Origin of the sequence: Nostoc sp. MS1, from assembly GCF_019976755.1 — a bacterium.
GTDB lineage: Bacteria > Cyanobacteriota > Cyanobacteriia > Cyanobacteriales > Nostocaceae > Trichormus.
In genome coordinates this window covers 5567356-5594026 of the sequence record NZ_AP023441.1, presented here as the reverse complement: position 1 = coordinate 5594026, position 26671 = coordinate 5567356, and the positions used below count along the sequence as shown (strand labels likewise).

The window sequence follows — 26671 nt, the reverse complement described above, 5'->3', positions numbered from 1 at the left end:
TCGCAAGTCAAACCAGGTTCCTATATATTTCCAACATCCTTAAATCTCTTGGATTGATGAATGTTGTAACGTAATTGTAGATAATTGTTTGGCAAAATAAGCGCGGTAGAGTTCACAACGGGGTACAATGCGATCGCCTTCAAAACCAATTAACCCTATACTTTCCAGCTTATACGTATCCATAGGGTTAAGAGTAGCACTGCTTGAGTTAGTCACAAGCTTACTATACACTCTGACTAAATGAGGATTAGCTTGTAACTTGAGCCAATGCTGTTGTAGGTGATGGCGATAGATGCCTCCATTGGCGATCGCGTCTTGAGTCAATTCTGCTAAAGTTATAGTGCCGTAACTGAGATAATATAAAGCCAGTTGTATAAGTCCTGGATGACCACCAACTACAGACATTAACCGAGTTGATTCTTTACCAGGTATCCACTTAAGCTGATATCGCCTAGCTAAATCTTCTACCTGTTTCTGGGTAAACTCATGCAGGCGGATAGGTAATCCAATATTAAATGGTGAGTGGTTAATATCTAAAGGAATATACTGCTCCGTAGAATAAGCTAGGACTAGTCTGAGTTTTTGCCAAGTGTAATTTTGTCTTGCTTCCTCGCACCAAGAACGTAATAGAGCAAAAAAATCATTAGCAATGTGAGGATACTCAAAAAAGCGATCAACATCGCTCAAAACTAAAAGTATAGGATTTTCACATTGTTTGAGAATATAGTTTTGTAGATACAAACTACAACTCAATTTACAACCAATTTCCTCATCCCAATTATCATCAAGACTAGGTTCAATATTTAACTGTGTAGCAATTTGCCAACAAATACAACGTAATAGCTTATTTAAGTTAGTCAAACATTGGTCATCAACCTGATTACACTTGATATTAACTGTGCGATAATTTTGGGAATTGGCAAAGGCTAATAAACGCAATACCAAAGATGATTTACCCATTTGCCTGGGGGCGCGAATCCTAATGACACAGCCAGGTTGAGTGACTTCTCGATATACTAATTCTTCTATTGGTGGACGCTCAATATAAAAAGGTGAATCCAAAGGTACAGCCCCATCTGGATATGAATAATGATGTTCTACTGCTTGAGTAAATAATCTATTTAGATTATTTGTTTGACTTGATAAGTCCTCTAAGGGAAAATCAAGTAGTTCTGTTTCATGTTCTTCAGTCAAAACTGTGTAATCATCTTCATACACTTCTAAGTTAAAAGCAGCAAAGCACAACTTTAAAGTTTTGTGGTCTACGCTGGCATTTAAAGACCACAATCGGCTCAACGTTTTAGTAGAGACATTTATTTGTCGACTAAGTTGTTCTAGAGTTAAGCGAGCGCCTCTATTATATAAAATTTCCCAAGATACAATTGCTTCTTGTAATCTTTGTAGCCCTACAGGAGTTAGTACTACTCCTCGTCTTCTTTTCGTTTTATTTTGCTGTAGTTTCATAGATGTTGTAACAGTATCTTTTGGCAGATGCAAGATTAACCAAGCTTTCGTAATTCGGTTTGCCGAGATAAGGGAAACAATGTATGAAATATGAACCTACTTGCTCAGTAATTTAGCATTTATTATTTACTAATTAGTAGGTTTAAAAAGATTTGTTACCAAACAAGATAAAATATTCTATCTAGATATAATCAAAAATTAACTTAATTATGCCAAAAATAATTTTTAATTATTATTCAGTCATTTTCATCTTTGTTTAGCCGCAAATATTTACTAAATTGTGATTGCTATAATTTTAATTTCCTCATACATAAATTTTGCTCATAAATAAAAATAAAACTTTCAATGTTCAATGTTGAATATAAATTAATCATCTATCAGTACAACCTTAAGAAAATATTATATTTTCAATAGTTACGCCTAATTCATCCTCATTAAGATACCAGCCAAAAATAAGAAACTTATAAGGAAGCGATCGCTTTTTTAATTTAGGTATTATTCAAGAACTAAGCTGATACTCAGGCTGTAAAGTCCACCCTACAACGTGATTGATCTGATCAGCTAAGGTTAAGGGATTAAAGGGTTTAGCAATTGCCCCAACCACTCCTAAATGTTGAAGTTGTTGTGAGGTAAAGCAATCTGCTATCACACTTAACAGAATAACAGGGATAGTTCTCAAAGAATGATTGTCATGCAGCCTGTACAGAAATGAGGTAATATCCATACCAGGCATAAGAACATCTAACAATATTAAGTCAGGATGTACTATCTCTAACTTTTTCAGCCCAGCTTGGGCAGAAGGAGCAGTGACAATATTCCAGCCGACCAAATCATATAGACAAATTTGTACAAGTTCTCGAATAGTCGGTTCATCATCAATCAATAATATAGTCTTGATTGCCATGATCAAAAGGCGTGAAAAGTTGAAGGGGACTGATAATACCAATTCGTAATTCGTAATTCGTAATAGCCTGCGGCATCTCTACGAGAGGCTAACGCCAACGCGGTAGCGTTGCGTAGCAAAGGCTTGCGCCTACGTAATTCGTAATTAGGAAAGTCTAATGACATCAGGCTTTCCTGGTCTATCCGTTACCGGGGTTGAGAAAATTGGTATAGCCTCAGCTTAAATCAAGAAAATAAGAAACTGATAAGATGTTGTCATTCGTCCATAGTCAATAGTCAACAGTCCATAGTTATTCTCCTCATCTCCCCCCACTCCCCCATCTCACTAACTCCACCCAACCATCTGGGCTATTTGTTCGCAGATCAATAGTGGGTTGAATGGTTTAGTGATGATGCCGGCTATATCTAACTGTGCAAAGCGTTTGTAATCGTCTGGTAATACTTTAGCCGTAAGCAAAATTATTGGGATGGCTTGAGTTTTGGGGTTAGCTTTGATTTTTTCGTAAACTTGAAAGCCATCCATGTCAGGCATTGAGACATCAAGGAGAATTACATCGATAAAATACTCTTGGGCTTTCAAAAGTCCTTCCTGACCAGATTGGACGATAATTGCCTCCCAGCCTCCCAAATCTTCTAAACAAGTGCTGGCAAGGTCTCGGAGTGATTCTTCATCATCAATTACAAGGATGCGTTTGTTCATGTGCGTGGGAAGTGAGGGGAGTGGGGGAAGATGAGGGAGATGTAGCTTTAGCTTCTCTTTCCCTTCGGGACGCTGCGCGAACAGAGACGCTACCGCGAACCCGCAGGGTGGGAGTGGGGGAAGATAAGGAAGAAAATATGGACTGTTGACTGTTGACTAATGACTAATGACTAATGACTATTGGCAAGGTGAAGTAAAATGTACTGCCTTTACCAAGGGTGCTTTCTGCCCAAATACTACCATCATGCTGTTGAATAATGTTTTGACAAATTGCCAAGCCTAGCCCGGTTCCGCCTTTAGCACGGGCATCTGAGATGTCTACTTGCCCAAAACGTTCAAAGATTGTTTCTAGTTTGTCGGCGGGAATACCTCTACCTTGGTCTTTGACGGCAAAAAGTACTGAACCTGACTGGGGTTGAGCTGAGACAGTAATCACTGAGTCACGGGGGGAAAATTTGATGGCGTTGCTCAATAAGTTGGTGAGGGTTTGGATAATTAAGTCAGGGGATGCCCAGACGCAAGCTTTGGTAGGTGTGATAGAAATTGTGATGGCGGCTGCTAGGGCGATTGATTGTACTCCCTCTACGGATTTTTGGATTAAATCTGTGGCCTTGCAGACTTCCTTGACAAGCTCAACTCGCCCAGAAGATAGGCGCTCCAAGTCTAAAATATCATTTACCAACCGCACGAGGCGATCGCTATTTGTTAAGGCTTGCTCTATCATCCATTTAGCTTTTTCTGGTCTGTTGTTGTAAATTCCAGTATTCAGCAGGGTTAAGAATCCTTGAATGGCTGTGAGTGGGGTACGCAGCTCATGGCTGACAATGGAAATGAACTCGTTTTTCATCTGCTCGATAGCTTGCTGTTCGGTAATATCTTGAATCTGAAGGACATAGTAGAGGGGTTGATTGTGCAAATCTCTTACTAGCGATAGGCTGGTTAATCCCCAAGCAATACGTCCGCCATTACACACATAACGCAACTGCACTTGCGCACGGGTATTCTCATTGTTCAATACCTGCCTAATACTTTCCTCCAATTGAGTCAGGTCTTCTGGGTGAATAATTTCAAATATCTGGAGGTGAAAAATTTCTAACCTAGAGTAGCCCAGCAATTCCCGCAGCATGGGATTGATTTGTAACCATTGTTGATTCAATCCCAACAGCGCCATACCAATGGGAGCATCATAGAACGCATGACGAAACCGCTCTTCACTCTCACGCAATGCGGCTTCGGCTTGTTTAAGGTCAGTAATATCTAGTAGTACTCCATACCACGCAATTTCTCCATTAGGACGGGGTTCTGGGCGGGAGTTGGCGCGTACCCACTTCGTTTTGCCAGAGGGAGTAATAATTCGCCATTCGTGAGCAAAGGGTTCTAAGGCTTTGAGACTTTGCGTAGTTAGTTGATTATAAAGATCAAGATCATCAGGATGGACTTGCTCATAGGTGAGTAGGGGATTTGCGATCACTTGTTGAGGTTCTAATTCCTGAATTTCTCGCACACCTGAACTGATATATTCATAACGCATTTCATAGGTATCAGGATAATAGGTGAGGATGTAAATTTGTGCGGGTGAAGCGGCTGCTATTGTTTGAAAGCGGGCTTCGCTATGTCGTAAGGCGGCTTCGGTGCGCTTACGTTCGGTAATATCTGTCACCCGTACTAAATGAATGGCTTGGTTGGCGATCGCTACTTCTTTGGCAGCGAGGTTGCCCCAAAATAAATTTCCTTTACGTGTGAGATACTGAATTTCGGCGTTCCAGACCCCTTTCTGCTCTATTTGCTCCCTAATGTCTGCTAGTTCTTCTGGTATAAATTGCCGTAGTTGTAGCGTGTGTCCGGCAATACCAATTAGTTCACATTTACTGTCTGCCTCAAAGAGTTCTACTGCTCGAAGATTACAGTCAGTAATTAACAGTGTTTGGGTATCTACCAAGAATAAAGCATCGGCAGATTCATTATAAATACTTTCCCGCAAGTCTTTTTGTTGGCGCAGTTCTAATTCTGCCAATTTGCGATTACTAATATTTTTCGTAACTGCAATGATGTGTGGTTGTCCCTGTAGTTCGATAATATCGGCGGAAATTAGGACTGTGAGAGTTTTACCAGCCTTATCACGGACAGCAAATTCTTGGTTACGAACTTGTTTACCGGAGAGTAAATCTTGAAGGTAACTTTGCCTATTATCTAAATTGAGCCAATATTGAAACTGTGTCACTGTTTGACCAATGACTTCTTCCCTAGAACAACCATACAAATTAATAAAAGCTTCATTGACATCTATACATTGCCCATTGAGGGTGAAAATACCCATTGCTTCGGGACAGGTACGGAATACTTTTGTAAAGCGTTCTTCTGACTGTTGCAGAGCAACTTTCACAGACTCGTAAGACTGTCTCAATTGCTGGGACATCCAATTTAACGAGTGTCCCAGGACTTGAAACTCAGCAATGGGGCTATCTTGTTCAATCGGCTGATGCCATTCTCCCTCAGCTAATGCCAAGCTAGTTTGACCTAATTTCTGTATAGGTCTGGCAATAAATTCGGTGAGGAATAACCCTAAAGCGATCGCCACAGTTAAAGCTGCAAGACTACAAATCAAGGTCAGGTGTGTATTAGCTACGATTTCTGCGGTAAAATCTGATTTTGGGACAACTGTCACAACCAACCAGTCCAGCCCCAATTTATCACTGTAGGGAATGACGAGTAAGTATTGTTTTTTACCGTCTATCTCAAACTTCAGCTTTTGTATAGTCTGAATTTGATTTAAGTTTCCCCGCGTAAGTAGATACTCGCCAGCATGACGAATCAAGGGTTCTTTAATTTCTCTCACCATGAGGCGTTGGTTCAGTATCCCTTGAGCATCCTTCATAAAAGGTGGTTCAGGGGTGGAAGCAGCAACCATTAATCCTGAACGCTCCATAATAAATACTTTTCCGTGAGTGCCTATCTGCAATTTCCTCAGAAATCTACTAATAGTAAAAAGGTCTATATCGCTGGCGAAAACCCCTAGAAGTTGTTTTTTCTGATTATAAACAGGGTAGGCGGCGGCAATTCCTAAACCTCTAGAAGCTGGCACATATAAATAAATTGGTGTCCAGGTTGGTTTACCTGTAGAGACTGCCTTTTGATAAAAAGGTCTTTGAGTGCCATCATAGTTAGGCTCATTAACTAATAACTGTTGCCGTTTCCTTTGACTATCTACTCTATATATATAAAGCTCGCCTTTAACAAAATTTTTGGTAAAAGAAACCGTCAAACCCCGTTCATCATTGCCGGCTCCCACAAGTCCACCTTGGGGATTGATAAAATGGATTCTCTTGGAACCAAATTGTTGAATTTGCTCAAAAAAGTAAGGTTCTAGACTTTGAGGATTGGTAATATCTATCTGTTTAAGTCGGCTGGCTTGAACATTGAGACGATTAATTAAATGTGGAGTCTTTAAATAGTTACTTAAATATAAATGAATGCGATCGCTCATTTCGCTCATTAACTGATAAGCCAAGCTATTAACTGAACGTTGAGAATTTTGCCATGATACATAGCTGACTAAACCAGTTGTTCCCCCGATTAACAACACAAAGGGAACAGTGAGAACAATTCTTAAGGAAACTCTCAACTTTTTATTGTTAGCTGGCCTTACCCTAACTATATTGGAGAGCCACACCTGCGCATCCTCCGCTTCTAAATTTTGAGTAGTGAGTTGACCACCCACAAAATGCGGGGTTTTTACCAAGTAAATCACCATTGAATTTACTTATTCAACACTGAACGCCCAACACTGAGTGCTGTAAAAGAGAACGATTAATGCGGCTGATCACACGAGTTATTAACTCAGGCTCAACTATAGGCTTGCCAATAAAATCATCGGCCCCTGCGGCAAAGACCTGTTGTATAAATTTTATATCTGTATGGGCAGTAACCACCAAAATTGGTAAATTACCCCAACGAGGATCTTGTCTGACTACACGGCATAAGTCAATACCGCTATATGTAGGCAGTTCTAAATCAATTATTAACAGGTCAGGATTGGTAGTAAGCAGTGTCTCCCAAAATTTTTGAGGGTTTTGCAAGGTCTTAACCATCATTCCCCAAGGTTGCAGCAGATTACTCAATATCTCTAGCATCAGGGGATCATCATCTATAATCATCACCTTGGCTTGACTAACCAAGGATTGAGGTAAGGCTTGAGTAATTGCCCTAAATACTTCACTAGTAGTAGGCTTGCTCAGAAATGCCTGGATACCCAAACGAGCAACAGCCACTCGTTGTGTGAGATTGTCCTCGTCTGCTATGACGATGAGTGGCGTATTAGGAAACTGCTTTTTCAGTGTATCCAAATATTTTAAGGTTTTTTGGCTAGATTGACCACTTAGGTTGAATAAAATCACTTGGGGAGTCTGATTTTGTGGGACACTTTCCCAATTGGTGACTACTTCCAGCCTTATTCCCCAATTTGCAGCTTGGGTTTTCAGTTGGTTACTAAAGGATTCATCATTGATAGCTAGCACCAAAGGCAGTTGCATTGGCTCAAAGCTTTGCAAAGTTAAGGGTGCTGGCGGTTGGCTGATAGCTTCTTTTAGTTGACTAAGTAGCAGCGATAGTTGCACAGCATCTTTTGATGTTAAGTTTCTATCCCCAATGAGTAAATGCTCAATTTTTCGAGCTAATTTTGAGCCTGTTTCGTAGCCAAATGACCCTAGCGTTCCTGCTAGTTTGTGTGATTCTTTCTCCGCTTGCTGCTGTAGTTTGGGTGGTAATTTTCCTGCACGTAAGCTTTGTTCGGCTTGTTCTAATAAAGTTAAACGTTGAGCAAAGGTATCTTTGTAACGTTCTATAGTTTTATTGATACCGGCAATTGCTGTTTGTCGTTTTGCTTGAGTTTGTTTACTATCCTGAGTCTGGGGTGGAGTTTTTAAGCGATAGCCCAAGCCATAAACTGTTTCTAGTAATTCAGCAGACATCCCTACAGTCTTGAGCTTGTGGCGCAAATCTTTAATTAAATTGGTCACTGCTCCTTCTGTTGGTGTAGCATCAAGTGACCATAGGCGATCGATAATATCACTCCGACTAAAAACACGTTGGGGATTACGTAAAAACAGCCCTAGTAAGCTATACTCTTTAGGGCTTAAGGATATCGGTTGTCTTTCATAAGTAACTTCTGCGGACACTGTATTAACACACAAATTCCCCCAACTTAACAAGCTAGGTGCTAGCTGGCTTGTACCTCGACGTAGTAATGCTCGTATCCTGGCTAGCAGTTCTGAGATATCATAAGGCTTGGTAACATAATCATCTGCACCAGCATCTAATCCTCTGACTATATCAGCACTCTGGTCTTTAGCAGTCAGTAAAAGAATCGGCTTTTGAATACCTTGAGCGCGGAGTTGGCGACAAAGGTTAATTCCATCAACTTTAGGAATTAGCAGATCCAAAAGTATCAAGTCAAAGTCTGATAAGGTCGCCAGTGTTAGCCCATTTTGACCATCTGTTGCCAGTTCAACTGTATAATACTCTGCCGTGAGAACCTCACTTAGTATAGTCGCCGTTGATACATCGTCTTCTACCAGTAAAATTTTCACAATTTTTACTATACACTTACTGAGAATTAACATGATCTGGGATAGCCATTACTGCTTACTCTTGGAAGAGTGAAGCCTACACTTAAACAGTGTCGTATAATTTTTTGGCTATGAATTTTTTAATAAACACATTACACAGTACATCAATTTGCTTGATAGATCAAGATTACAGTCGATAATAAGCATTTAGCCTGAAAAACTGTGCAATAGCGATAATAAACAAAATTAAGCTCTTTTTACCTAGCTTAAGTATCAAAAAATTAATCACTACATGTAATGCTGGTTCTACCCACTCCTTTTGTGTAAGGTTGTCACTGTCGCATTATTTTTTCAATTGATATAATCTGTTAAAACATTTACACTACTTATGTATGAATAAAAACTTTGATGTATTAGGAATTACATTAGCTGATGATATTAAATTAAAACTTGAGTATTTAAATGATATCAATCTAACAACTGCAAGTTCAGCCACTTATTTAGATTATGACCATGATTTGCAGTTAAATTTAGACAAAGTTTTTCACCTACATAGCCCAGTTCCCTATATAGATGCGGCACTTGATAGGATTATTGTTGAAATATTTGGCAGTCATGAAATCAAAATATCAGCACCTAAATATAAAATTTACCAAAATAATCAAGACATCGAACTCAGTTTTAAAGGATTACTCAAAAACAGAAGTATTGAGATAAATTTTGGCAAACAAGTTACCTTAAAATATAAATTACCTAAAAATTTTAGTTTTGACAAGTTAACAAATACAGTCCCTCTGATCAGTGATTTAAAACTAACTAGTGCAGAGCTAATGTTAACTAACATCAGCTATAGTTTTACTCACACAAAATTAGGCAGTATTAACTTAAGCAAAGGATGTAACTTTATTGGAGATATTGATTTTAGCCATCTCCAGACAAACTTTAGTAGTTTTATTCAAAAAAGCTTAGGAATTACTTGCTTAAGTAGCGTAATTAGCTTTAATCCAGAGGGACAGGTTAGCTTAACAGGTAATATTGCAGGCGATATTCAGTTATTTTCCCAGCAACAATTTAAAGCGATTTTTAATAATTTACTCATAGGGTTAAATATTGGGTCTGATTTAGAACCAAACTTGGGATTAACAGGAAATTTGATTCTTCAAGGCTACGACCCTACCCAAGAAAACGAACCTAAACTATCTCTGAGTGGTAGTGTCTGTCTCGAACCCGAATCTTTAACAGCATTCTTCAGCCAACAAAGTGAAAAATCCTGGAGTAACCCTTACGGTTTGGTAGGAACTGAACTACGTAATGTGAGATTTCAAGGAGGTGGAACATATTTACCACCCTACTTCGATAACTTTGGCTTCGTTGGTGATTTGAAATGGGAAAAAGCCGACCTTGAGGTAGCATTTCTCATGGATACTAATGACCCTGAAAGATTGGCTTTGGTTTTAAATCCTAGACAAGCTGTTTGCCTAGTAGATTTATGGCGGGGGCCAGTTAATGGCTTCCTTGCCAAGCAAGTAGGCTATTCAGTGGATTTAGTCAACCAAGCATTAGGATTTTTACAAAACTTGGTGAACTTAAACATTGAACCAATTGATGGCGATGGAGATGGAAAGCTTAATTCTTTAATTAAATATGTTCCTTTCCCGACGACAATTGCAGGTCAACAAATATCTGAAGGGTTAGAAATTAATGGCAAAATAAATGCTTGGGGGCATAAAGCAACCTTAACTCTGCAAAGTGACAAAACTTTCAATAATGTTCAGGGAGCGTTAAAAGTTGAGGAAATAGATTTAGGATTTTTGAAAATTAAGGGAACTGATGATGATAGTTTAGATTTAGCCCTAAAGGTAACGCCTAGTGAGCAGTATCTACAAGGGGACGGTTATGTAGAAATTCTCGATAACGAAATTGCTAATGTTGAATTTAAGATTACTCGTGATACTGCTGTATTTAAGAATTTCGACCTCAGTTTAGCCAATCTGTTAAGCATTGATGTTGATGCTCTAGATATAAATATTAAATCTGGTAGTGGTAGTGGTTCAGGAACAATTTCAATTCTAGGGAATACCTTAGCAGATATCACATTTGACGTTACCCAAAACAGTATTAATCTGAAGGATGTTCAGTTAGGTTTAGCAGGTTTCTTAACCTTTAATATTCCTAATCTTACAGTTAACTTAGCAAATAAAATTGCAGTAGGTACAGCAAATATTACTGCTTTCAATCAATCTTTGGGTAGCGGTACACTGGTTCTGAATAATCAGAATATTGTAATTAATAATGTAGTTTTCAATTTGGCAAATATTATTAAGTTAACTGTTCCTAATTTCCAACTTGATTTAACTAATAAAAAGCTCATCGGTATCGGAAATATTACTCTCCTGGGTAAACAATTCACTGCATTAGGTATTAGTCTTAATGCTAATGGTTTTCAAGCCAGCAGTAATTTCAATTTTGGTATTTTGGCTTTTAACGGCGCTACAGTAGCTCTAGGCAAAGGAACTAATGGAAATATAAATAATTCTGCCAGTATTGCCGGGAACCTTAAGTTTTTGGGTTATACCTTTGCCAATATGAGCGCTAGCATTAATAGCAACAAATTAACTACGTCAGGTAGCTTTAATTTCGCTGGTGTTCTATTACTTAAAGGAGTAAATAATCAAAGAAATGCTACAATAACCCTGAGTAAATCAAAAGATGGTCTGTATAATTCTATCAGTATTATAGGTAGTTTTTATTTGTTAAGTCAAGAGTTGACTTCACTTAGCATCCGTCATAATAATGGAACTATAAAAATTTTAGGGATAGAAGTTATGCGCAACTCCAGTCACAAAAAGTAAATACATCGGTAATATAAAAACAAATTTATCAAGATGAGAACTTGCGCTGTACCTAAAAAGTACAACGCAGTTCAACTGTTCTCAACAAAGAGATTATGGTTGCGTAAGCTCTACAATATTACGCTTCATAAATAGTAATTTCTACTCCAGAAACTGTATAGGTAATCTCTTTGAATTGGCTTACATCTACCAATGTTTTCATCGTGGAACTCAAATATAATTTGCCAAGCTCACCTTTATCTTGAGCCATTTTAGACGCAACATTAACTGGATTACCAGCAATGTCTTTACCACCCGCAGCTAAGTCAAAAAGTAAGATGGAACCAGTGTCAATACCTGTACGAGAAGCGATATTTTGTGCAGTTAGTTCCTGACGGAATGCTTGAGCAAATTGGAGTGCAGTATCAGCTTCATCAAAAACATAAATACCGATAGAACCAACAACCTTAACTTCCACACCACTATATTTTTGCAAAAGTTGTAATCCGGTATCTTTGAGTTCGGCTGAAAGAGCCAGGTTAGTAAACATCCCAATTTCATGAGATTCGGCTTCTTCAGTTTGTCTCTCAATGAGGACAACTATTTTGTTCTGCAAATATTTATCACCTAACTGCTTGCCAAACTCGGCATCACTCAGGCGATTTCCGTATGCTAATAAGTCTGCATAAAACTCTTTAGAATAAGGAATTGGATATTGGGTGTTTAAAGGTGGTTTTTCTGCTAGACTTGGCCCGTCTACAACTCGGAAAAGCTTACCTATTTCGGTTACAGCCTCGCCTTTTTGAGTAATACTAAAATTGTGGTTAGTTGGTAAGAGTTCATAGAAGCCTTGACTAATTGCTATCTCACCACCTTCAGTGTCGTTCTCAGCAATTTCTTCGATCGCGTCAGCTTCTAAACCATACAAACCACCATTAATATAGTAAAATTCTCCATAATGCGCGCCAATACCGATTTTTATTTGACAACGTTGGCTGATTTCGCGTTGGATTGTTAATAGCGCAGACAGAACAGTCTCAGGCTTCACTGATGCTGGGTAAAACATTTGAGTATTGTCAGCAGCCCAGATACCAACACCTTCTCCACCAATCGCAGTACCAACACTATATACAATTTCTTTTGGTTGATTGATAATTGCCAAAATTTCTAATAAGCCTTTTTGTTTAGTTAGCTTAGTTAGACCAGCAGAATCGGAAGATATGCTGTAACCTCTAACTTTATAAGGTTCTAATAATTCTAATGTTGCTTGTTGGGTTTGCTCACTCAGTAGCCACTTTTGAATTAGTGTGAGTGGTAAGCTACCGATAATATCTTGGGTAATGTCAAATAAGGCTGGATTATATTGCTCTGTTGTAAATTTGTTAGTCATGCGTTTTCAGGAAGATAATTTTTTGTTGACGAAAGTTTGCCTTTGGGATATCTATTCCAATGCAATTAAGAAAGCTAGACGCAGCTAGTTTTTGCAGGCTTACATCTATGTGCTGCATTTGAGAGGATTAATATTATTTGTTTGCAGAACTTATTTTGTAAGTTTTTAATTACTATTAGTCAATTAAAGACTTGCAAAATTACTGATGTATTGCTATTGGTATAGATATTTTTAAATATTCTCAGCATCAAAGCGAAAATGCAAGGACATTTAAGACATTTAAGCAAATTTTCAACTTTTACAATATTTAAGAAAATTACTTTCCAGGTTCTTCGCACTCTCCGCTCACACAAGCCCACTGTATTAACAGTGTTACCTTTCCTCTCGTACTAGTATGTAGGCTCTCACGAGTTGGGACACGCAGGATACTTGTATACTACAATATATTACAGAAATTTTCCAGTTTTCTAACAAAATTATCTCCAAGACACTGCTGAGACTGGCTTTTCATAGAATCAGCAAGTTTTTTATTTATAAATTTTCCAGACTGCTGCATAAAAACTAAAACCTCAACGTGTAACTCAGCAAGAGGTTCAAAGACTAATGCCAGACTTCAATACACAGAGAACTAGGTTGATTGTTACTTCCGTACAGGAGATTAAATATGAAAAAGATTAATCGCACAAAGGTATTTAAAAAGGAATTAGAAAGAATCGGGAAAATTACATCATCGACCAGTAGATATATCTAGATTATACCTATTTGTTTTAGTTAAGATAAATCGCCTACAAGTACAAATTTCGCAAATGGATGGAATGAATATGAATACTTACTCTTGCAAACAAATGAAATCTTTATTATTAACCTTAGCTACAGTTTGTGGAACAGCTTTATCATTTACTACTACATTTAATTCTGCTATTGCTTCAGAATTGATGCCTAGTAGAAATTCAGCAGTAAATAGTACAACTATAGCCCAAGCAAGAAGTTGTCCTAAATACGCAGGTGGAGGAAGGTTAGCCGCTCAAATAGAAACTCGTAATTTCCTTATTCATTTTTGCGATCGCCAGGGTAAGTTGTATTATACAGGTATTTCTAAACGTGATGGTAAAGGAATTTATTCTCTACCAGCTTATACAGAAGAAGGCACAGGATATGTCGTTAAGAATGGAAAATATGAATATATTGTTACTGGAGCTAGTCTAGATATTGTCAGAAATGGCAAAGTTATACAATCAGAACCCGTAATTAGATATGTCAGTGGCTATTATAATTAATTAGCTCAATCGAATTTTTAGTTAATTACTGAATAATCCCAACCTCTTAGCAGATAGGGATTTCTTAGTAATGAAAAAATGGCACTAGTCACAAATTGATTTTATGAGTAGTGCCACATCATCTTACTTATCATCTCGCACAGGCAATGGCAATTCCATGATTTCCATCAGCAAATCCAGTCGAGAGGGACGAGTTAGAAGTGGTACTAGGTTCGGTAGGCTGTAGTAGTCACCAGCGAAGGTAAAAGTTTCTACAGGCGCTTGTTGCTGCTTGAGTTGACTTTCTACCCAGTTGTAATAAGTGCCTACACGAACAATTACTACATTAGGCATTACTCCCAATTCTCGGCAATAGTTCTTGTAAACTTCACTGAAATAAGGTGTAGCATTTTCACCTTCATCAGTCACCAGAATAATTTGGTCAACTACCTGCTTCTTCCGTCGCATTGCTTCCAATGCACAGCCGATACTGGTACTACTACCCGCCTTAATGTGCTGGAAAGCACGCTGCCAGTCGGTTAACTCTCTGCCGTTGGCTGTAACAGGGTAAGGAATGGTATCGAAGGCGTAGACATACAGTTCTGCCTGAGTAATACCAGAAATTAACGCAGCTAGGCGCTTACCAATCTCGATCGCACTTTCCATTGAGCCGGACTTATCCACTAATAAAGCAGTTGGGCGAGAAATTGTACCCCGTCGCTTTACCTGCTCGTTGGTAACTTTTTCCAGTCGAGCAACGGTGTCTGCGTCGAAATCTGCGTTATCTGCGGCAATTTGTGCTTTGAATGCAGCAACACGCCCACTCTTAGAGGCTTCTTCCAGCTTGGCATCAATCAGCTTTTTGACTTCTGGGTTATCCATTGCACCTCTAGTTTGTAAAGACTTGAGGTTATTGATAACTTCCTGGGGAGTCATGCTGTTAATTAACGCCACTAATACAACTGGTGTAAGTTGCTTGATTACACCAATAGCGATCGTATAAGGAATTTTGTACTCTACAATTAACCTTGCTTGTTTCACAGCACTTTCTGCCTTGGCGAGTTGCTTCAACACATAAGCTAGGGAACCCTCTGGAGGAGTATCACGGAATAGAATTGCATTCGCCCGTTCATTTGGCTTGATATGCAGTGAAGCATACAAGTGTTTCATGGCATTACGACCCCGTAGCGCGGCACGGTCAAATAGATTATGATTACTTTCCCTTGTCTTGAGGTAACGGCGTACCGCAGTTCTGGCAGAACGAGGCATTTTATTTTGCTGCTGCTTCATAAAATCCACTATCCGAGCCACCTGATAAGGTGGAAACTCTTGCAGCATCACAAAGCCAGCATCTCTGTGTTCAGTCAAATTGCTAGTGAGCAAATGTGCTACAAATACTTCCTTGTGGTCACGCACATCGCCATGATTTTGATACCAAACGGCTAGATGTCCGTAGAAAAGCGGGTCTAGTTCAATAATTAATTTGTGGATTTCTGCAACTTGCTCTAGTTTGCGGTGAGGAGTTGTCAGCAAACTATTAAGCATTTCCAAGCGTAAGTCACGTTCTGCGGTGTTCATTGGAACCTCCTCAAAAAATTTTGGATTGCGGATTTACGATTTTGGATTGCCATCTAAAATCCAAAACCAAAAATCCAAAACTGAAGGAGGCAGATGTTGCACGCGGGGTGATATCGTCACCGCGCAAGTTTTAGAAGCATTGGTTTAACTTGGGCAGAGTTATGTAAGCTTCTATGATTAGGGCGCGGCAACAACTGCCATGTGGATGAAGGAGTAGGGGGAGATGAGGGGGATGAGGGAGATGAGGGAGATGAGGGGGAAATAAATGCTTTGCTATGTTCTATACCTCTATTCTCCACTCCCTACCCCATTTCCTTTGTTACTCAAGAGTAACGACAGCTCCTACTTCTTCTAATTGCTGCTTGAGTGTTTGGGCTGCTTCTTGATTTAGTTGCGCCTGGACTACTTGAGGTAGGGAGTCTACAAAATCTTTTGCTTCTTTCAACCCCAGCCCTGTGATTGTCCGAATCACTTTGAGTAAAGCAATCTTTTTGTCTGCTGGAACTGACACTAATAACACATCAAACTCTGTTTGAATTTGGGGTTGATTATCATCTAAATTTAACTTCTCAATCCGAGTAAATTTAGGTGTTGAACTATCAACATCGAAGGTTGCTTCAATCTGTTTTACTAAAGTGACAGTTTCATCAGTTGTTAAAGACTTAATTTGTTCTAAAATTTCTAAAGTTTTTAAAGACATAGCAACCTCCAATGAGTTGCGATTAAGTCAAAGTATTTATGGGCTTTTTAAGCCTCTCTCTTTTAGGGGAGAGGTACTCTACGAGAAGCGCTAAGCGCTATGGATAGGGGTCTTTTCTATTACTTAACTGTGAATTGCAATAAGTCACCTCGTGTGAGTTGAAAAAGCTGTTGATTCACACACGGGAGTTGAACCCGTAATCGCTTGATCTCAAGTCAAGTGCCTGTTCCAATTCGGCTAGTATGTAAGCTTTTTCGGTTAGGACACGAGGTGGAAACTTTATTTTTTAGAGAGTTGATTTAAAATAAACCGAATCTCTTTCTTGTTACACTGCTGTTTACTAGCAGCATAAATCTTGCGACCTCTATAAGTGGCAACGGAACGATGAATATAACCTCTGAGAACATCAGTTACATAATCGGTTGGTGGGAAATCTTCAAAGGTAACTAAGTACCAAATCTCGTTCATTTTGTGGTATTGATGAGTATCATCAATGATGAGAATATCAGTTTGCTCTTGCTTTCGCTTGGATTTTCTTGGTACTTTCTCGACTGCACACAAGATTCCAGTTTCAGGATGAATATAAAAGCGATCGCGGCAACTTACAACTAACCGATTTCTATAATTGTGGCGAGTTTTATGATAAACCTGACCATCAATAATTTCTACATCTTTTTCCACAAAATCCCACAAATGACCGATAACGTGCTGTCCTGCCATTGTGTTGGTTTTTAATCTTTGGCACAGTTCACTGTAAACATCATTCCAGGACTGCCCAACTTTTGAACGCAAAAACCGACGCAGGGGGCCAAGATGATCTGCAAGATATTTTGATTTATTTCTCGGTTTAATCAAATAAGGACTTAACAATCCATCTTGACTTGCTTCTTCAGTAAGCTTGTGTAACTGCTTTTTAAATCCCTTCAGCTTTTTGAGACTAATTCTCATGCCATGACGAGGGCGTTCAATAACGATTTCGCTCAAACGATGTTCGCTCATACCTCAATTTATCTAAATATTGCCGTATCGATTGGGTTGTTTTTAAACATGAGTGAACGGACATCATTGAACTCACCTCCATATGTTAATAATTTGAATTAATGTTATGAGTAAATACAATTTAATTAATAGTGATTCTGCACAAGTTAGTAAAGAGTTTTTCACAATTGCCTTTACCAATTAGGCTACGCTCCCTCTAATGGAAGCGACAGGAATTGAACCTGTAAATCCGTTGCCGGACAGTGTGTAAGCTTTACAAGTCGGGGCGCGGAATCATATTAATTCGTAATTCATAATTCGTAATTCATAATTAAGAATATTAAATACTTCCGTGCAAGTCGAAGACGCTTTTTACAACTACGGCCGCTCTTACCAAATATTGGCAGTGGGCCCGCACGCTAAATCTGCGTGAGACTTAGCAACTATGCTTCGCTTGTTCGATAGCTCGAATTTTACTACCTTAGGGCCGTTATCAATGTGTATGTATGCTTCTTCTGTCGGGACACGGAAAACTAGAGTCTTCAGCCATAAACCGCTTCAGGACGGACAATTAAATCTCCGCTAGGACGGCGATCTACTACATAAGCACCAAGGCGATCGCTATTTACATCTAAATGTCTAGCTACACGTTCCTTAATTGCCACATCATTCATACTCGCTGTAATTCCTAGTTGGGTTTCTCCCACATCAACAGAACGTCCTTCAAATCGAATATGTACCATCTTCATCACCTCTTTTTTTAACTATGAATTACTAAGCGGATCTGATCGGAATTGAACCGATACCCTCCCTGTGAGAGTTACACTCACACCTCATGTAAGTTGAAAAAGCTGTTGATTCATACGCAGGAATCGCACCTGCACCTATCGTTTATCAAGCGATTGCTCTACTTTTGAGCAAGTATGTAAGCTTTTTGAGTTAGGACACAAGGGTTATCCGGGAACTCTACCATTAGAGCTACAGACCCAAGTTTGATTAATTAATCATTAGTTTCTTTATGCTACAAATGTAGTATGTGTTTCAGAGAATGTCAAGAGGATGGGTAAAATAATTGCGAATGGACTATGACTGATATACGATAGCGATCACCTACGGTGGGGCGCAGCCCATCGCTCGTTCTTTTGCCTCACACAATCGCATTGCTCCCGTTAGTAAGTAGACAAGCTAAAAACAGAGGATTAAGTGTGTTACGAGATATCCGCGCCGCAATCTTTGATATGGATGGTTTGCTGTTTGATACAGAAAGTATCGCTCGTTGGGCATGGCAGCAAGCGTTAGCAAGTCATGGATATATAATGAATGACAATTTCTACAATGAATTTGTTGGGCGTGATTTGTCATGGCGAGAAAGAATCCTCAAACAAAGATATGGCAATAACTTTCCTTTTGAGGCGGTAAAAAGACAGCGAATTGAAATAGGCGATCGCCGAGAATTACAAGAAGGTTTGCCCATCAAGCCAGGGGCGTTAAATTTACTTGCCAAACTCAGCAGTTTAGGAATAGTCGTTGCTTTAGCAACTGGTACATCCCGTAGCCGCACTATCCGCCGCTTAAGCAACGCAGGCATTTTGCATTACTTTACAACCATTGTCACCAGCGAAGATGTACTACAAGGTAAACCTGCACCAGATATATATTTAGAAGTGAGTCGCCGAATCCATGTTGCACCTATGCAGTGTGTAGTTTTTGAAGACTCATGTGTGGGTATAGAAGCCGCTTTTAGCGCCGGGATGTATCCGATTATGGTTCCCGATATAGAACAACCATCCCCAGAAATCAGATGTTTGACTTACCAAGTATTAGATTCATTAGAGCAAGTTAGTGAATTATTAGAGGAGAGATTGGAGGCTAGAAGTTAGAGGTGATGATCACTTATTCCTCTGTTATTACTGCTGATAAAGTATGCTTATCCTGCCAGTTTTACCCTAACGTAGCAAAAAAGGGATAATTTGGAATTAATAGGCGTGCGTGACAGAAATAAATTAAAGTGAGCCACCATATAGAAGCCCAGTTGGTGACTCACGCCTCAATTCATCCCTATATTATGCAATGCCGAAATCTTATACTAAAAATTACGAAAAATTACCAATTACGAATTATCCCTAGCCATTTTTCTAGGTGAGATTCTCCCCATTTTTCTGATGCTATTTCTGCTATGAAAACGGCAAGATATGAACATCAAAGAAAACTTGTGGAGAAAATTTATGTCTTCATTATTAGCGTTATCCAATAGTCTAGCGGAAACGGTAGAACAAGGTGGTGGTTCTGTGGTTGCTGTGAATGCTGGTACAAGGGTTTCCCCTAGTGGGATTCATTGGCGCGATGGAATTATTGTTACCTCTGATGAGTCACTACCACGTTACGAGGAAATTACCATTACCGTATCACCAGGGCAAAGCTTTCCTGTTACCTTCCTTGGTCACGATGCTAGTACAGATATAGCTGTCTTCCAATTAGAAAATGCCCAAATTCCTATAGCCAATATTGGTGATGCAAATACGCTGAAAGTTGGTCATTTAGTATTGGGTTTGGCTAGAAGTAGCGAAGGCGATTTACGGGCGGCGATGGGGGCTGTGAGTGTTGTCAGTGGGGCTTGGCGGAGTATGAATGGTGGGAATATCGACCAATTTATCCGCCCCGATATTACACTTTACCCTGGTTTTGCTGGTGGGGCGCTGGTTGATGCGGCGGGTTATGTAGTAGGGATGAATACGTCAGGACGACGGGGTACAGCTTTGACTATTCCAGCAACTACAGTTAATCGCGTAATTGATCAATTGCTGGCTAAAGGGAGAATTTCTCGTGGTTACTTGGGTGTGGGAATGCAGCCTGTGAGGTTGCCGAATAATTTCCAAAATGACCTGAATTTAACTGCAACTACTGGGGTAATTGTTGTCAATATCGAAGTTGGAAGCCCTGCTGATAATGCAGGTTTGCTATTAGGGGATGTGTTGGTGAAATTTGACGGTGTTGCGGTGACTGATACAGGTGATGTCTTGGCATTACTTAATAATAGCGATCGCATCGGTAAACCTGTCACATTACAAGTTATCCGGGGTGGGGCTTTGCTGGAGTTAGATGTTGTTGTCGGTGAAAGCCTGGTGGTGGAAGAAGGCAGGAGGCGTGAGGCAGAAACGAGAAGGCATGAAAGAGGTGGGAGACGGCATAGAAGATAAGGCAAAAATATTTTGAATTTTCAATTGGGAACAAAGCAACATGACCAACACATCCTTGACGGAAATAACTCACGAACTTTCATTAATCGCCACCAACTTAAGCAATAGCACTGTCAAAGTTAAAAGCGGTTCTACAGGAGTGGGTTCTGGTGTCATCTGGCAAGCTGACGGTTTAATTATCACGAATGCCCATGTGGCTACTAGCCCACAGGTAACTGTTGAATTGGCTGACGGAAGAGTATTTGAGGCTGTGCGGACTCAATTTGACCCACAACAAGATTTAGCTGCCCTCAAAATTTCCGCCACTGACTTGAACAATGCAACTATCGCTGATTCTGATGGCTTGCGTGTGGGTGAGTTAGTCTTGGCTGTAGGTAATCCTTTTGCTGATAGTGGTGCGGTGACTACAGGGATTATTCACACCAATTATCAACAGGCAATCATGGCTGATTTACGCCTATACCCTGGTAATTCTGGCGGGCCGTTAGCTGACTGTCTCGGTCGAGTTATAGGTATCAATACAATGATTGCTTACGGTTTGGCTGTGGCTGTTCCTAGTAACGCAGTCAACCGCTTTTTGCAAGGTCAAAGCCGTCCGCAATTGGGAGTGACGCTACAACCTGTACTCTTGAGTAGACAAGCTTTAGGTTTACTAGTTTTATCCATCCTTCCTGGTAGCGAGGCGGAAACTGCTGGTTTACAAATTGGTGATGTATTGATTGGTGTTGCTGGTAGGTCATTTACTCGACCGGATGATTTAAGGACATATTTGCAACAAAACCAAACTAACCAATCAATACCCTTACAAATTTGGCGTGGTGGACAGCAACTCGTAGTTTATGTATTTGGGAAAACTACGGTGGAGGCGAAATGATTGGGGTAATGGTAGTTGCTGCTTCCCCTGTAGTACGAGCAGGATTATCGGCTATGGTGGCAAGTAATCCTCAGATGACGGTTGTGGGGAGTGTGTCTGATTTAGATATATTGGCAAGGGAAGTTAAGCAATTACAACCGGATGTAGTGCTGCTAGATTTAGGTAACGATTCTCCAGTCGTGTGGGATAAATTACTTCTCATCCAAGAGGAACAAGACCCGTTAAGGGTAATGGTGATTGTAGAAGAATTGACCGACATCGACACAGAAGCGGCACTACGTTCTGGAGTGCGGGGTATATTACTCGACATTAGTACAGAATTAGAGATTTTAACAGCAATTGAAGCGATCGCCCTTGGTCTAGTCGTCCTCCATCCCGATATCCTAGAATCTTTCTCTATACGGGAAAAGGTCGCACCTAATCCCGTACAATCCTTAACACCGCGAGAAATTGAAGTTTTACAAATGCTGGGTTCTGGGTTAGGAAATAAAGCGATCGCTAAAAATCTCCATATTTCAGACCACACAGTCAAATTTCATGTCTCATCAATTTTCCAAAAACTCGCCGTTTCCACCCGTACTGAAGCCGTTACCGTTGGTGTGCGGTTAGGTTTAATTTTGTTGTAGTATCATGTTCGTTGGAATATTTATGATATTTGTGGTGGTTGGTAATCGGTAATTGGTCATTGATAATAGAAAAAACAATTAACAATTACCGATTACCCATTACCAAACAACGCCTAATGCGAACTTTGCGCCGTTAACCGTCGTTCCCGCAAGTAAGAAAAGAACTCGCCACCTTCACGTAAGCGACGCACCAACATTTGGCGATCGCTTAACATTTCCCGCACAATGGGGATGATAGCTTTGGGACGGAAGTAAAATTTGCGGTACATCCGTTCAACTGCATCTTCAATTTCTGCACTAGAAAGGGTGGAATATTGCAGTGTAGAGGTTTGAATGCCAGAATCAGCTACAAGAGCGTGGTCTGTAAACCAGTTGTTAGCTTTGGCTTGTTCATACAGTTCTGTTCCTGGATAGGGTGCAGCAATGGAAACTTGAATTGTATGCGGACTGAGTTCACAAGCAAATCGGATTGTTTCTTCTACAGTTTCCGGGGTTTCAATCGGTAAACCAATAATAAATGTTCCGTGGACGGTAATCCCCAGTTTGTGGCAATTGTTCATAAATTCTCTTGCCACTTCTAACTTAATGCCTTTTTTAATCCGGTTGAGGATATCTTGATTTCCCGATTCAAACCCAACTAACAGCAAGCGTAAACCATTATCTCGTAGCTGCTTGAGGGTGTCATAGTCGAGATTAGCACGGGCGTTGCAACTCCAAGTCAGCTTGAGTTTTTTCATGTGTTCGCTGATGGCGATCGCACGATGTTTATCGATAGTAAAAGTATCATCATCAAACATATACTCCCGCACCTTATCACCAAATATGGCTTTGGCTTCCGCCATCTCCCGTCCCACAGCCTCCGGGCTTTTGTGTCTGTAGAGATGACCGCCGATGGTTTGCGGCCAAAGGCAAAAGGTACATTTTGCTGGACAACCGCGCCCAGTATAAAAGGAAATGTAAGGATGTTGGAGATAACCGATAAAATACTTAGTAATATCTAAATCACGAGCGTAAACTGGCAATACGCTAGGCATAGCATCCCAATCATGAATCAAGGGACGCTCCTCATTGTGATGGATCTGGGAAAATCTGTCTCGGTAACTCAATCCTTTAATTTCATCCCAAGGCTTACCCTCAGCCAGTTCTTTACAGGTATAGTCGAACTCATTGCGGCACACAAAGTCAATCACAGGATTATCCCGTAAAGTCTCCTCTGGTAAAACCGCCACATGAGCGCCGACAAAACCAATCTCTACATTGGGATTTTTCGCCTTAATAGCTTCAGCACACTTCACATCATTAGCCAATGATGGCGTACTAGTGTGCATAACAACTAACTCATAATCTTGTGCTATTTGCAGCACATCCTCCACAGTCTGACCATGTGGTGGTGCATCTACCAACTTGCTACCGGGTACAAGTGCCGCAGGTTGAGCTAACCATGTAGGATACCAGAACGATGTGATTTCGCGCTTGGCTTGGTATCGGGAACCCGCACCACCATCAAACCCATCGAAGGAAGGAGGACTGAGAAATAGCGTTTTCTTCACTGATGTATCTCTCCGCAATTTGAGAAGATAGTAATTTATCTTAAGTATTTTCTTTGAATGTACAACAAAAATTGCAACAATTCATCTGAGGGGGCAGGAGACAACCCCTCTTACCTTTGTAAAAACTGTCTCCCACAGTCTTTGCAGAGATAACGTTGCTTCCCATGACGATGCCCATTTTTAGATAAACGAGATGAATGACAATGGGGGCATATCATTACTTTCATCACTTTTTTCTGTTCTTGCTGTGCGTAGGGTGTCAAGTATGCCAGTAATAAAGCCTTAATTTCTGCATAACGAGCTTGTCTTTGGTGCTGATCCTGGCGTAAAGCATTGAGTAATAAAGCGTTGTAAGATAGGTGAACTGTTTCTGCTAAGAGTTCGCTTTTTTCGACAGTTAAGTCTGGATTCCAAGTGCGAAACATGGTAGCAAACTCTTTGATTAACCACTGATTAAAGCTTTCGTTAAATAGCTTAAACATCTCTGGTGCAACGAAATACTGAATGTAGACAATACGCGGTATAGGGTCTGTAAAATATTCAGCATAGGTACTCACTACACGCTCAATAAACTCTGATAATGGCTTTTCCTTATCGGCTGACTGCATCAATTGGGAATGAATAGCTGTCAATCGTTCCATGTGACGCGCTTCTAAAGCGTGAAAAATCGCCAATTTATCAGGAAAAAACTGATACAGAGAACCGATCGCCGTTTGGGCTTTCGCCGCTATCATGTGGGTAGTCGCCGCTTCATATCCCACTTCTACAAAAACTTCTGCTGCTGCTTGGAGAATTTTTTCTACTCTTTGTTGACTGCGCTTTTGCTTGGGTTGGCGACGCATAGGTGTAGATTCTGGTTGGCTCACGTTTTGAGTTGACAAATGTGAATAATGTGTCGTATTTTAAAAATCAAAGATGAAACTTTTGTCACAATTTTACTCTAATGATGGTCGAGCGATCGCGTTTCGCCCACCGTTGGCGATCGCTCGGTCGTGAGTCATTGCATTCATATAACTAAAAACTCATCCTTGGGAGATTCCTATGGAACCAATTCTGCCGGGCGCACCTTGGTTAATTGCTCATCGTTCCATGTTGGGCATTAATAAACCTTATAAAGTTACGCTCAATGAACATGACTATGTGCTGTGGCAAAATCAGCAAGGTGAAGTGTTTGCCCTTGATAACATCTGTCCGCATATGCAAGCGCCGTTATCAGACGGCTGGATTTGTCAAGATACAAATACAATAACCTGTCCTTTTCACGCGCTAAAGTTTGATAGAGAGGGAAAACTACATAATTCCGAGAAAGTGAGCAGTCAACCTCTGCTAACTCCTCTAGACATCATTATTAAAGACGATTGTATTTGGACATACGGCGGTCATACTCCCAAAATTCCCATCCCGGTTCTTATTGCCAATGTCAGCGCAGGTATGAGTTTTTTGGGAGTTGCGGGAGAAAAAAGTATGCGCGGTACTTTTTTGGACAGTATATCTATCAATTATGACTACAACCATCAAAGCGGCACACACCGAGATTTATTTGGCATTAAAGCCAATCGCATCCCCGTATTTGAGCATGATGGATACTGGGCAAAAGTTGTGCAAGAACTAGACCGGGAAGATACTACCTGGAATGATATTCTCCGAAATCCTCTGACTTTGACTGCACCCAAAACTTACACAGGCACATTAGAATATGCCTTCCCCGCATTGACAACTTTTCGTGCCACTTTTCCCTTTGGCGAAGTTTTGCAAGTTCATGTCTTGTATCCAGAAACTCCCACCCAAACGAAAACCTTTGTTTTAGTCTACAGTAAACCCAAACACCCCATTTTAAAACCACTGCTGGGGCAATTTGTATTAAGTGCAGTGACAACAGTAGTAGAACAAGATACACGCGCTATTGAAGCATCCTACTCTCGCCAACCAGCTAAGATTCGCCTACCGAATGAAGAAATTATGTTTCATGCCCAAAAGCTATATCGTGAATGGTAAGTAATATCAAATTTGCCCGTTACAAACTAAGTAAGACATACTTAGTCTGTAACGGGCTGAACGTCCCGCTTCCGCGCTTCAGCATTCAAAACTAATTACTACTGCCCCAACTCCTTGATATTATTCATCGCTTGCTGATATAAATCGTTATTATTTTGCTTTTGAAAGATATCTGCTGCTCGCTGTAAGTCTTGTAACGCCCCTTCTTTATCACCTTGGGCGGCACGGGCATTGCCTCGGTTGTTGTAGGCGGGGCCGAAGTTAGAATTGAGGCGGATGGCTTGATTGTAGTCTGATATTGCCCCTTGGCTATCACCTTGGGCGGCGCGGGCGTTACCCCGGTTATTGTAGGCGATCGCATATCTGGGGTTGAGGCGAATGGCTTGGTTAAAATCTTCTATAGAGCCGCTCTTGTCACCTTGTACAGAACGGGCATTTCCCCGGTTGTTGTAGGCTTCGGCGTAGTTGGGGGAAAGGCGAATCGCTTCATTGTAGTCGTTAATGGCTCCAGCGTTATCACCCAAAGAAGCACGGGCATTTCCCCGGCTGTTAAAGGCTTCGGCATCGTTGGGAGAAAGACGAATTGCTTCGTTATAGTCGGCGATCGCTTTTTGCTTGTCTCCCAAATCAAAGTAAGCTAATCCTCGTCCTCTGTAGGCTGCACCATAGTCAGGATCTAGACTAATTGCCTTATCATAGGATGCGATCGCTGCTTGTGAATCACCTTGGGAGTGCTGTCTTTGCCCTTGGATGTAGAATTGCCCAGCTTGGGAATTGTTACCTGTGCGACGGCTGGGAGGATTTACTCCTATTTCCGTCACCAACACCTCTTTGTTATTACTACAGGAAACGCTGGTAATTGCGCTCAGTGCGGTAAGCACACCTATAGTTAATATTTTTTTTAACTTCACCCGCCCTTGCTCCAATAACCACCGTTTCATAAGTTGCCTTAAACCGCCATGATAACTGGATAAAACTCGTACCAAACTAAGTCAATTATCCAACTTAAAATTGACTCAGACTGTATACAGATATCCTCAGTTAATCAATTTGGTAGTTTAGATA

Annotated in this window: 22 protein-coding genes and 1 tRNA gene; 8 read left to right on the top strand and 15 right to left on the bottom strand. The window is 40.4% G+C overall.

What is annotated here, in order from left to right:
- Positions 1-39: 39 nt before the first annotated feature.
- From NSMS1_RS24075 to NSMS1_RS24050, 6 genes are all read right to left on the bottom strand, one after another.
- Positions 40-1464 carry an AAA-like domain-containing protein gene (locus tag NSMS1_RS24075; RefSeq protein WP_224087219.1) on the bottom strand — a complete coding sequence of 475 codons (1425 nt, stop codon included), beginning with the start codon at positions 1462-1464 and terminating at the stop codon, positions 40-42.
- A 499-nt stretch (positions 1465-1963) separates the two neighbouring features.
- Positions 1964-2368, bottom strand: a complete 405-nt coding sequence (locus NSMS1_RS24070; RefSeq protein WP_224087218.1) for a response regulator — start codon at positions 2366-2368, stop codon at positions 1964-1966.
- A 2-nt stretch (positions 2369-2370) separates the two neighbouring features.
- Positions 2371-2532 (bottom strand): hypothetical protein, encoded by a 162-nt coding sequence (locus NSMS1_RS24065; RefSeq protein ID WP_224087217.1) that lies wholly within the window; start codon positions 2530-2532, stop codon positions 2371-2373.
- 160 nt (positions 2533-2692) lie between these two features.
- The gene (locus NSMS1_RS24060; RefSeq protein ID WP_224087216.1) at positions 2693-3067 is read right to left on the bottom strand and encodes a response regulator; all 375 of its coding nucleotides are present in this window, start codon (positions 3065-3067) and stop codon (positions 2693-2695) included.
- A gap of 163 nt (positions 3068-3230) precedes the next feature.
- A complete protein-coding gene (locus tag NSMS1_RS24055; RefSeq protein WP_224087215.1) occupies positions 3231-6818 on the bottom strand; it encodes a PAS domain S-box protein in 3588 nt (1195 codons plus the stop codon).
- 13 nt (positions 6819-6831) lie between these two features.
- The gene (locus NSMS1_RS24050; RefSeq protein ID WP_224087214.1) at positions 6832-8652 is read right to left on the bottom strand and encodes a response regulator; all 1821 of its coding nucleotides are present in this window, start codon (positions 8650-8652) and stop codon (positions 6832-6834) included.
- Between the two features lie 371 nt (positions 8653-9023).
- Between NSMS1_RS24050 and NSMS1_RS24045 the strand changes: the two genes are divergently transcribed.
- Positions 9024-11483 carry a hypothetical protein gene (locus NSMS1_RS24045; RefSeq protein ID WP_224087213.1) on the top strand — a complete coding sequence of 820 codons (2460 nt, stop codon included), beginning with the start codon at positions 9024-9026 and terminating at the stop codon, positions 11481-11483.
- A 118-nt stretch (positions 11484-11601) separates the two neighbouring features.
- Here NSMS1_RS24045 and NSMS1_RS24040 read toward each other — a convergent pair whose 3' ends face one another.
- A complete protein-coding gene (locus NSMS1_RS24040) occupies positions 11602-12852 on the bottom strand; it encodes a family 3 adenylate cyclase (protein ID WP_224087212.1) in 1251 nt (416 codons plus the stop codon).
- 845 nt (positions 12853-13697) lie between these two features.
- Here NSMS1_RS24040 and NSMS1_RS24035 point away from each other — a divergent pair.
- Complete coding sequence (locus NSMS1_RS24035) at positions 13698-14129, top strand: hypothetical protein (RefSeq protein ID WP_224087211.1); 432 nt, start codon at positions 13698-13700, stop codon at positions 14127-14129.
- Between the two features lie 123 nt (positions 14130-14252).
- On the opposite strand, the gene NSMS1_RS24030 is transcribed toward NSMS1_RS24035, so the two are convergent.
- A complete protein-coding gene (locus NSMS1_RS24030) occupies positions 14253-15686 on the bottom strand; it encodes a vWA domain-containing protein (protein WP_224087210.1) in 1434 nt (477 codons plus the stop codon).
- Positions 15687-15887: 201 nt separating this feature from the next.
- Here NSMS1_RS24030 and NSMS1_RS35170 point away from each other — a divergent pair, with 201 nt between their 5' ends.
- Entirely contained in the window at positions 15888-16019 is a 132-nt protein-coding gene (locus NSMS1_RS35170; protein ID WP_263432534.1) for a hypothetical protein, read from the top strand.
- On the opposite strand, the gene rplL is transcribed toward NSMS1_RS35170, so the two are convergent.
- From rplL to NSMS1_RS24010, 4 genes are all read right to left on the bottom strand, one after another.
- A complete protein-coding gene (gene rplL / locus NSMS1_RS24025; protein WP_224087209.1) occupies positions 16006-16386 on the bottom strand; it encodes a 50S ribosomal protein L7/L12 in 381 nt (126 codons plus the stop codon). The genes NSMS1_RS35170 and rplL overlap by 14 nt on opposite strands.
- 176 nt (positions 16387-16562) lie before the next feature.
- A tRNA-Ser gene (locus tag NSMS1_RS24020) sits at positions 16563-16633 on the bottom strand.
- A 32-nt stretch (positions 16634-16665) separates the two neighbouring features.
- Positions 16666-17385 (bottom strand): hypothetical protein, encoded by a 720-nt coding sequence (locus NSMS1_RS24015; protein WP_224087208.1) that lies wholly within the window; start codon positions 17383-17385, stop codon positions 16666-16668.
- Positions 17386-17906: 521 nt separating this feature from the next.
- Entirely contained in the window at positions 17907-18107 is a 201-nt protein-coding gene (locus tag NSMS1_RS24010; protein WP_224087207.1) for a hypothetical protein, read from the bottom strand.
- A 399-nt stretch (positions 18108-18506) separates the two neighbouring features.
- On the opposite strand from NSMS1_RS24010, the gene NSMS1_RS24005 reads away from it, so the two are divergent.
- From NSMS1_RS24005 to NSMS1_RS23990, 4 genes are all read left to right on the top strand, one after another.
- Complete coding sequence (locus NSMS1_RS24005) at positions 18507-19244, top strand: HAD family hydrolase (protein ID WP_224087206.1); 738 nt, start codon at positions 18507-18509, stop codon at positions 19242-19244.
- A gap of 345 nt (positions 19245-19589) precedes the next feature.
- Positions 19590-20561 carry a S1C family serine protease gene (locus NSMS1_RS24000; protein ID WP_224087205.1) on the top strand — a complete coding sequence of 324 codons (972 nt, stop codon included), beginning with the start codon at positions 19590-19592 and terminating at the stop codon, positions 20559-20561.
- 40 nt (positions 20562-20601) lie between these two features.
- On the top strand, positions 20602-21435 hold the full coding sequence (locus NSMS1_RS23995; RefSeq protein WP_224087204.1) for a S1C family serine protease: 834 nt from the start codon (positions 20602-20604) through the stop codon (positions 21433-21435).
- Positions 21432-22061: a response regulator transcription factor gene (locus NSMS1_RS23990; RefSeq protein ID WP_224095335.1), complete on the top strand. Its 630-nt coding sequence runs from the start codon at positions 21432-21434 to the stop codon at positions 22059-22061. Before NSMS1_RS23995 ends, NSMS1_RS23990 begins: the two co-directional genes overlap by 4 nt.
- Positions 22062-22174: 113 nt before the next feature.
- On the opposite strand, the gene hpnJ is transcribed toward NSMS1_RS23990, so the two are convergent.
- Together hpnJ and NSMS1_RS23975 are read right to left on the bottom strand one after the other, a co-directional pair.
- The gene (hpnJ, locus tag NSMS1_RS23985; protein WP_224087203.1) at positions 22175-23611 is read right to left on the bottom strand and encodes a hopanoid biosynthesis associated radical SAM protein HpnJ; all 1437 of its coding nucleotides are present in this window, start codon (positions 23609-23611) and stop codon (positions 22175-22177) included.
- A 110-nt stretch (positions 23612-23721) separates the two neighbouring features.
- Entirely contained in the window at positions 23722-24477 is a 756-nt protein-coding gene (locus tag NSMS1_RS23975) for a TetR family transcriptional regulator (protein WP_411908645.1), read from the bottom strand.
- 175 nt (positions 24478-24652) lie between these two features.
- On the opposite strand from NSMS1_RS23975, the gene NSMS1_RS23970 reads away from it, so the two are divergent.
- Complete coding sequence (locus NSMS1_RS23970; protein WP_224087202.1) at positions 24653-25606, top strand: Rieske 2Fe-2S domain-containing protein; 954 nt, start codon at positions 24653-24655, stop codon at positions 25604-25606.
- A gap of 98 nt (positions 25607-25704) precedes the next feature.
- Here the strand turns inward: NSMS1_RS23970 and NSMS1_RS23965 are convergent, their stop codons facing one another.
- Positions 25705-26547, bottom strand: coding sequence for a tetratricopeptide repeat protein (locus NSMS1_RS23965; RefSeq protein WP_224087201.1), 843 nt, complete (start codon positions 26545-26547; stop codon positions 25705-25707).
- Positions 26548-26671 lie beyond the last annotated feature (124 nt).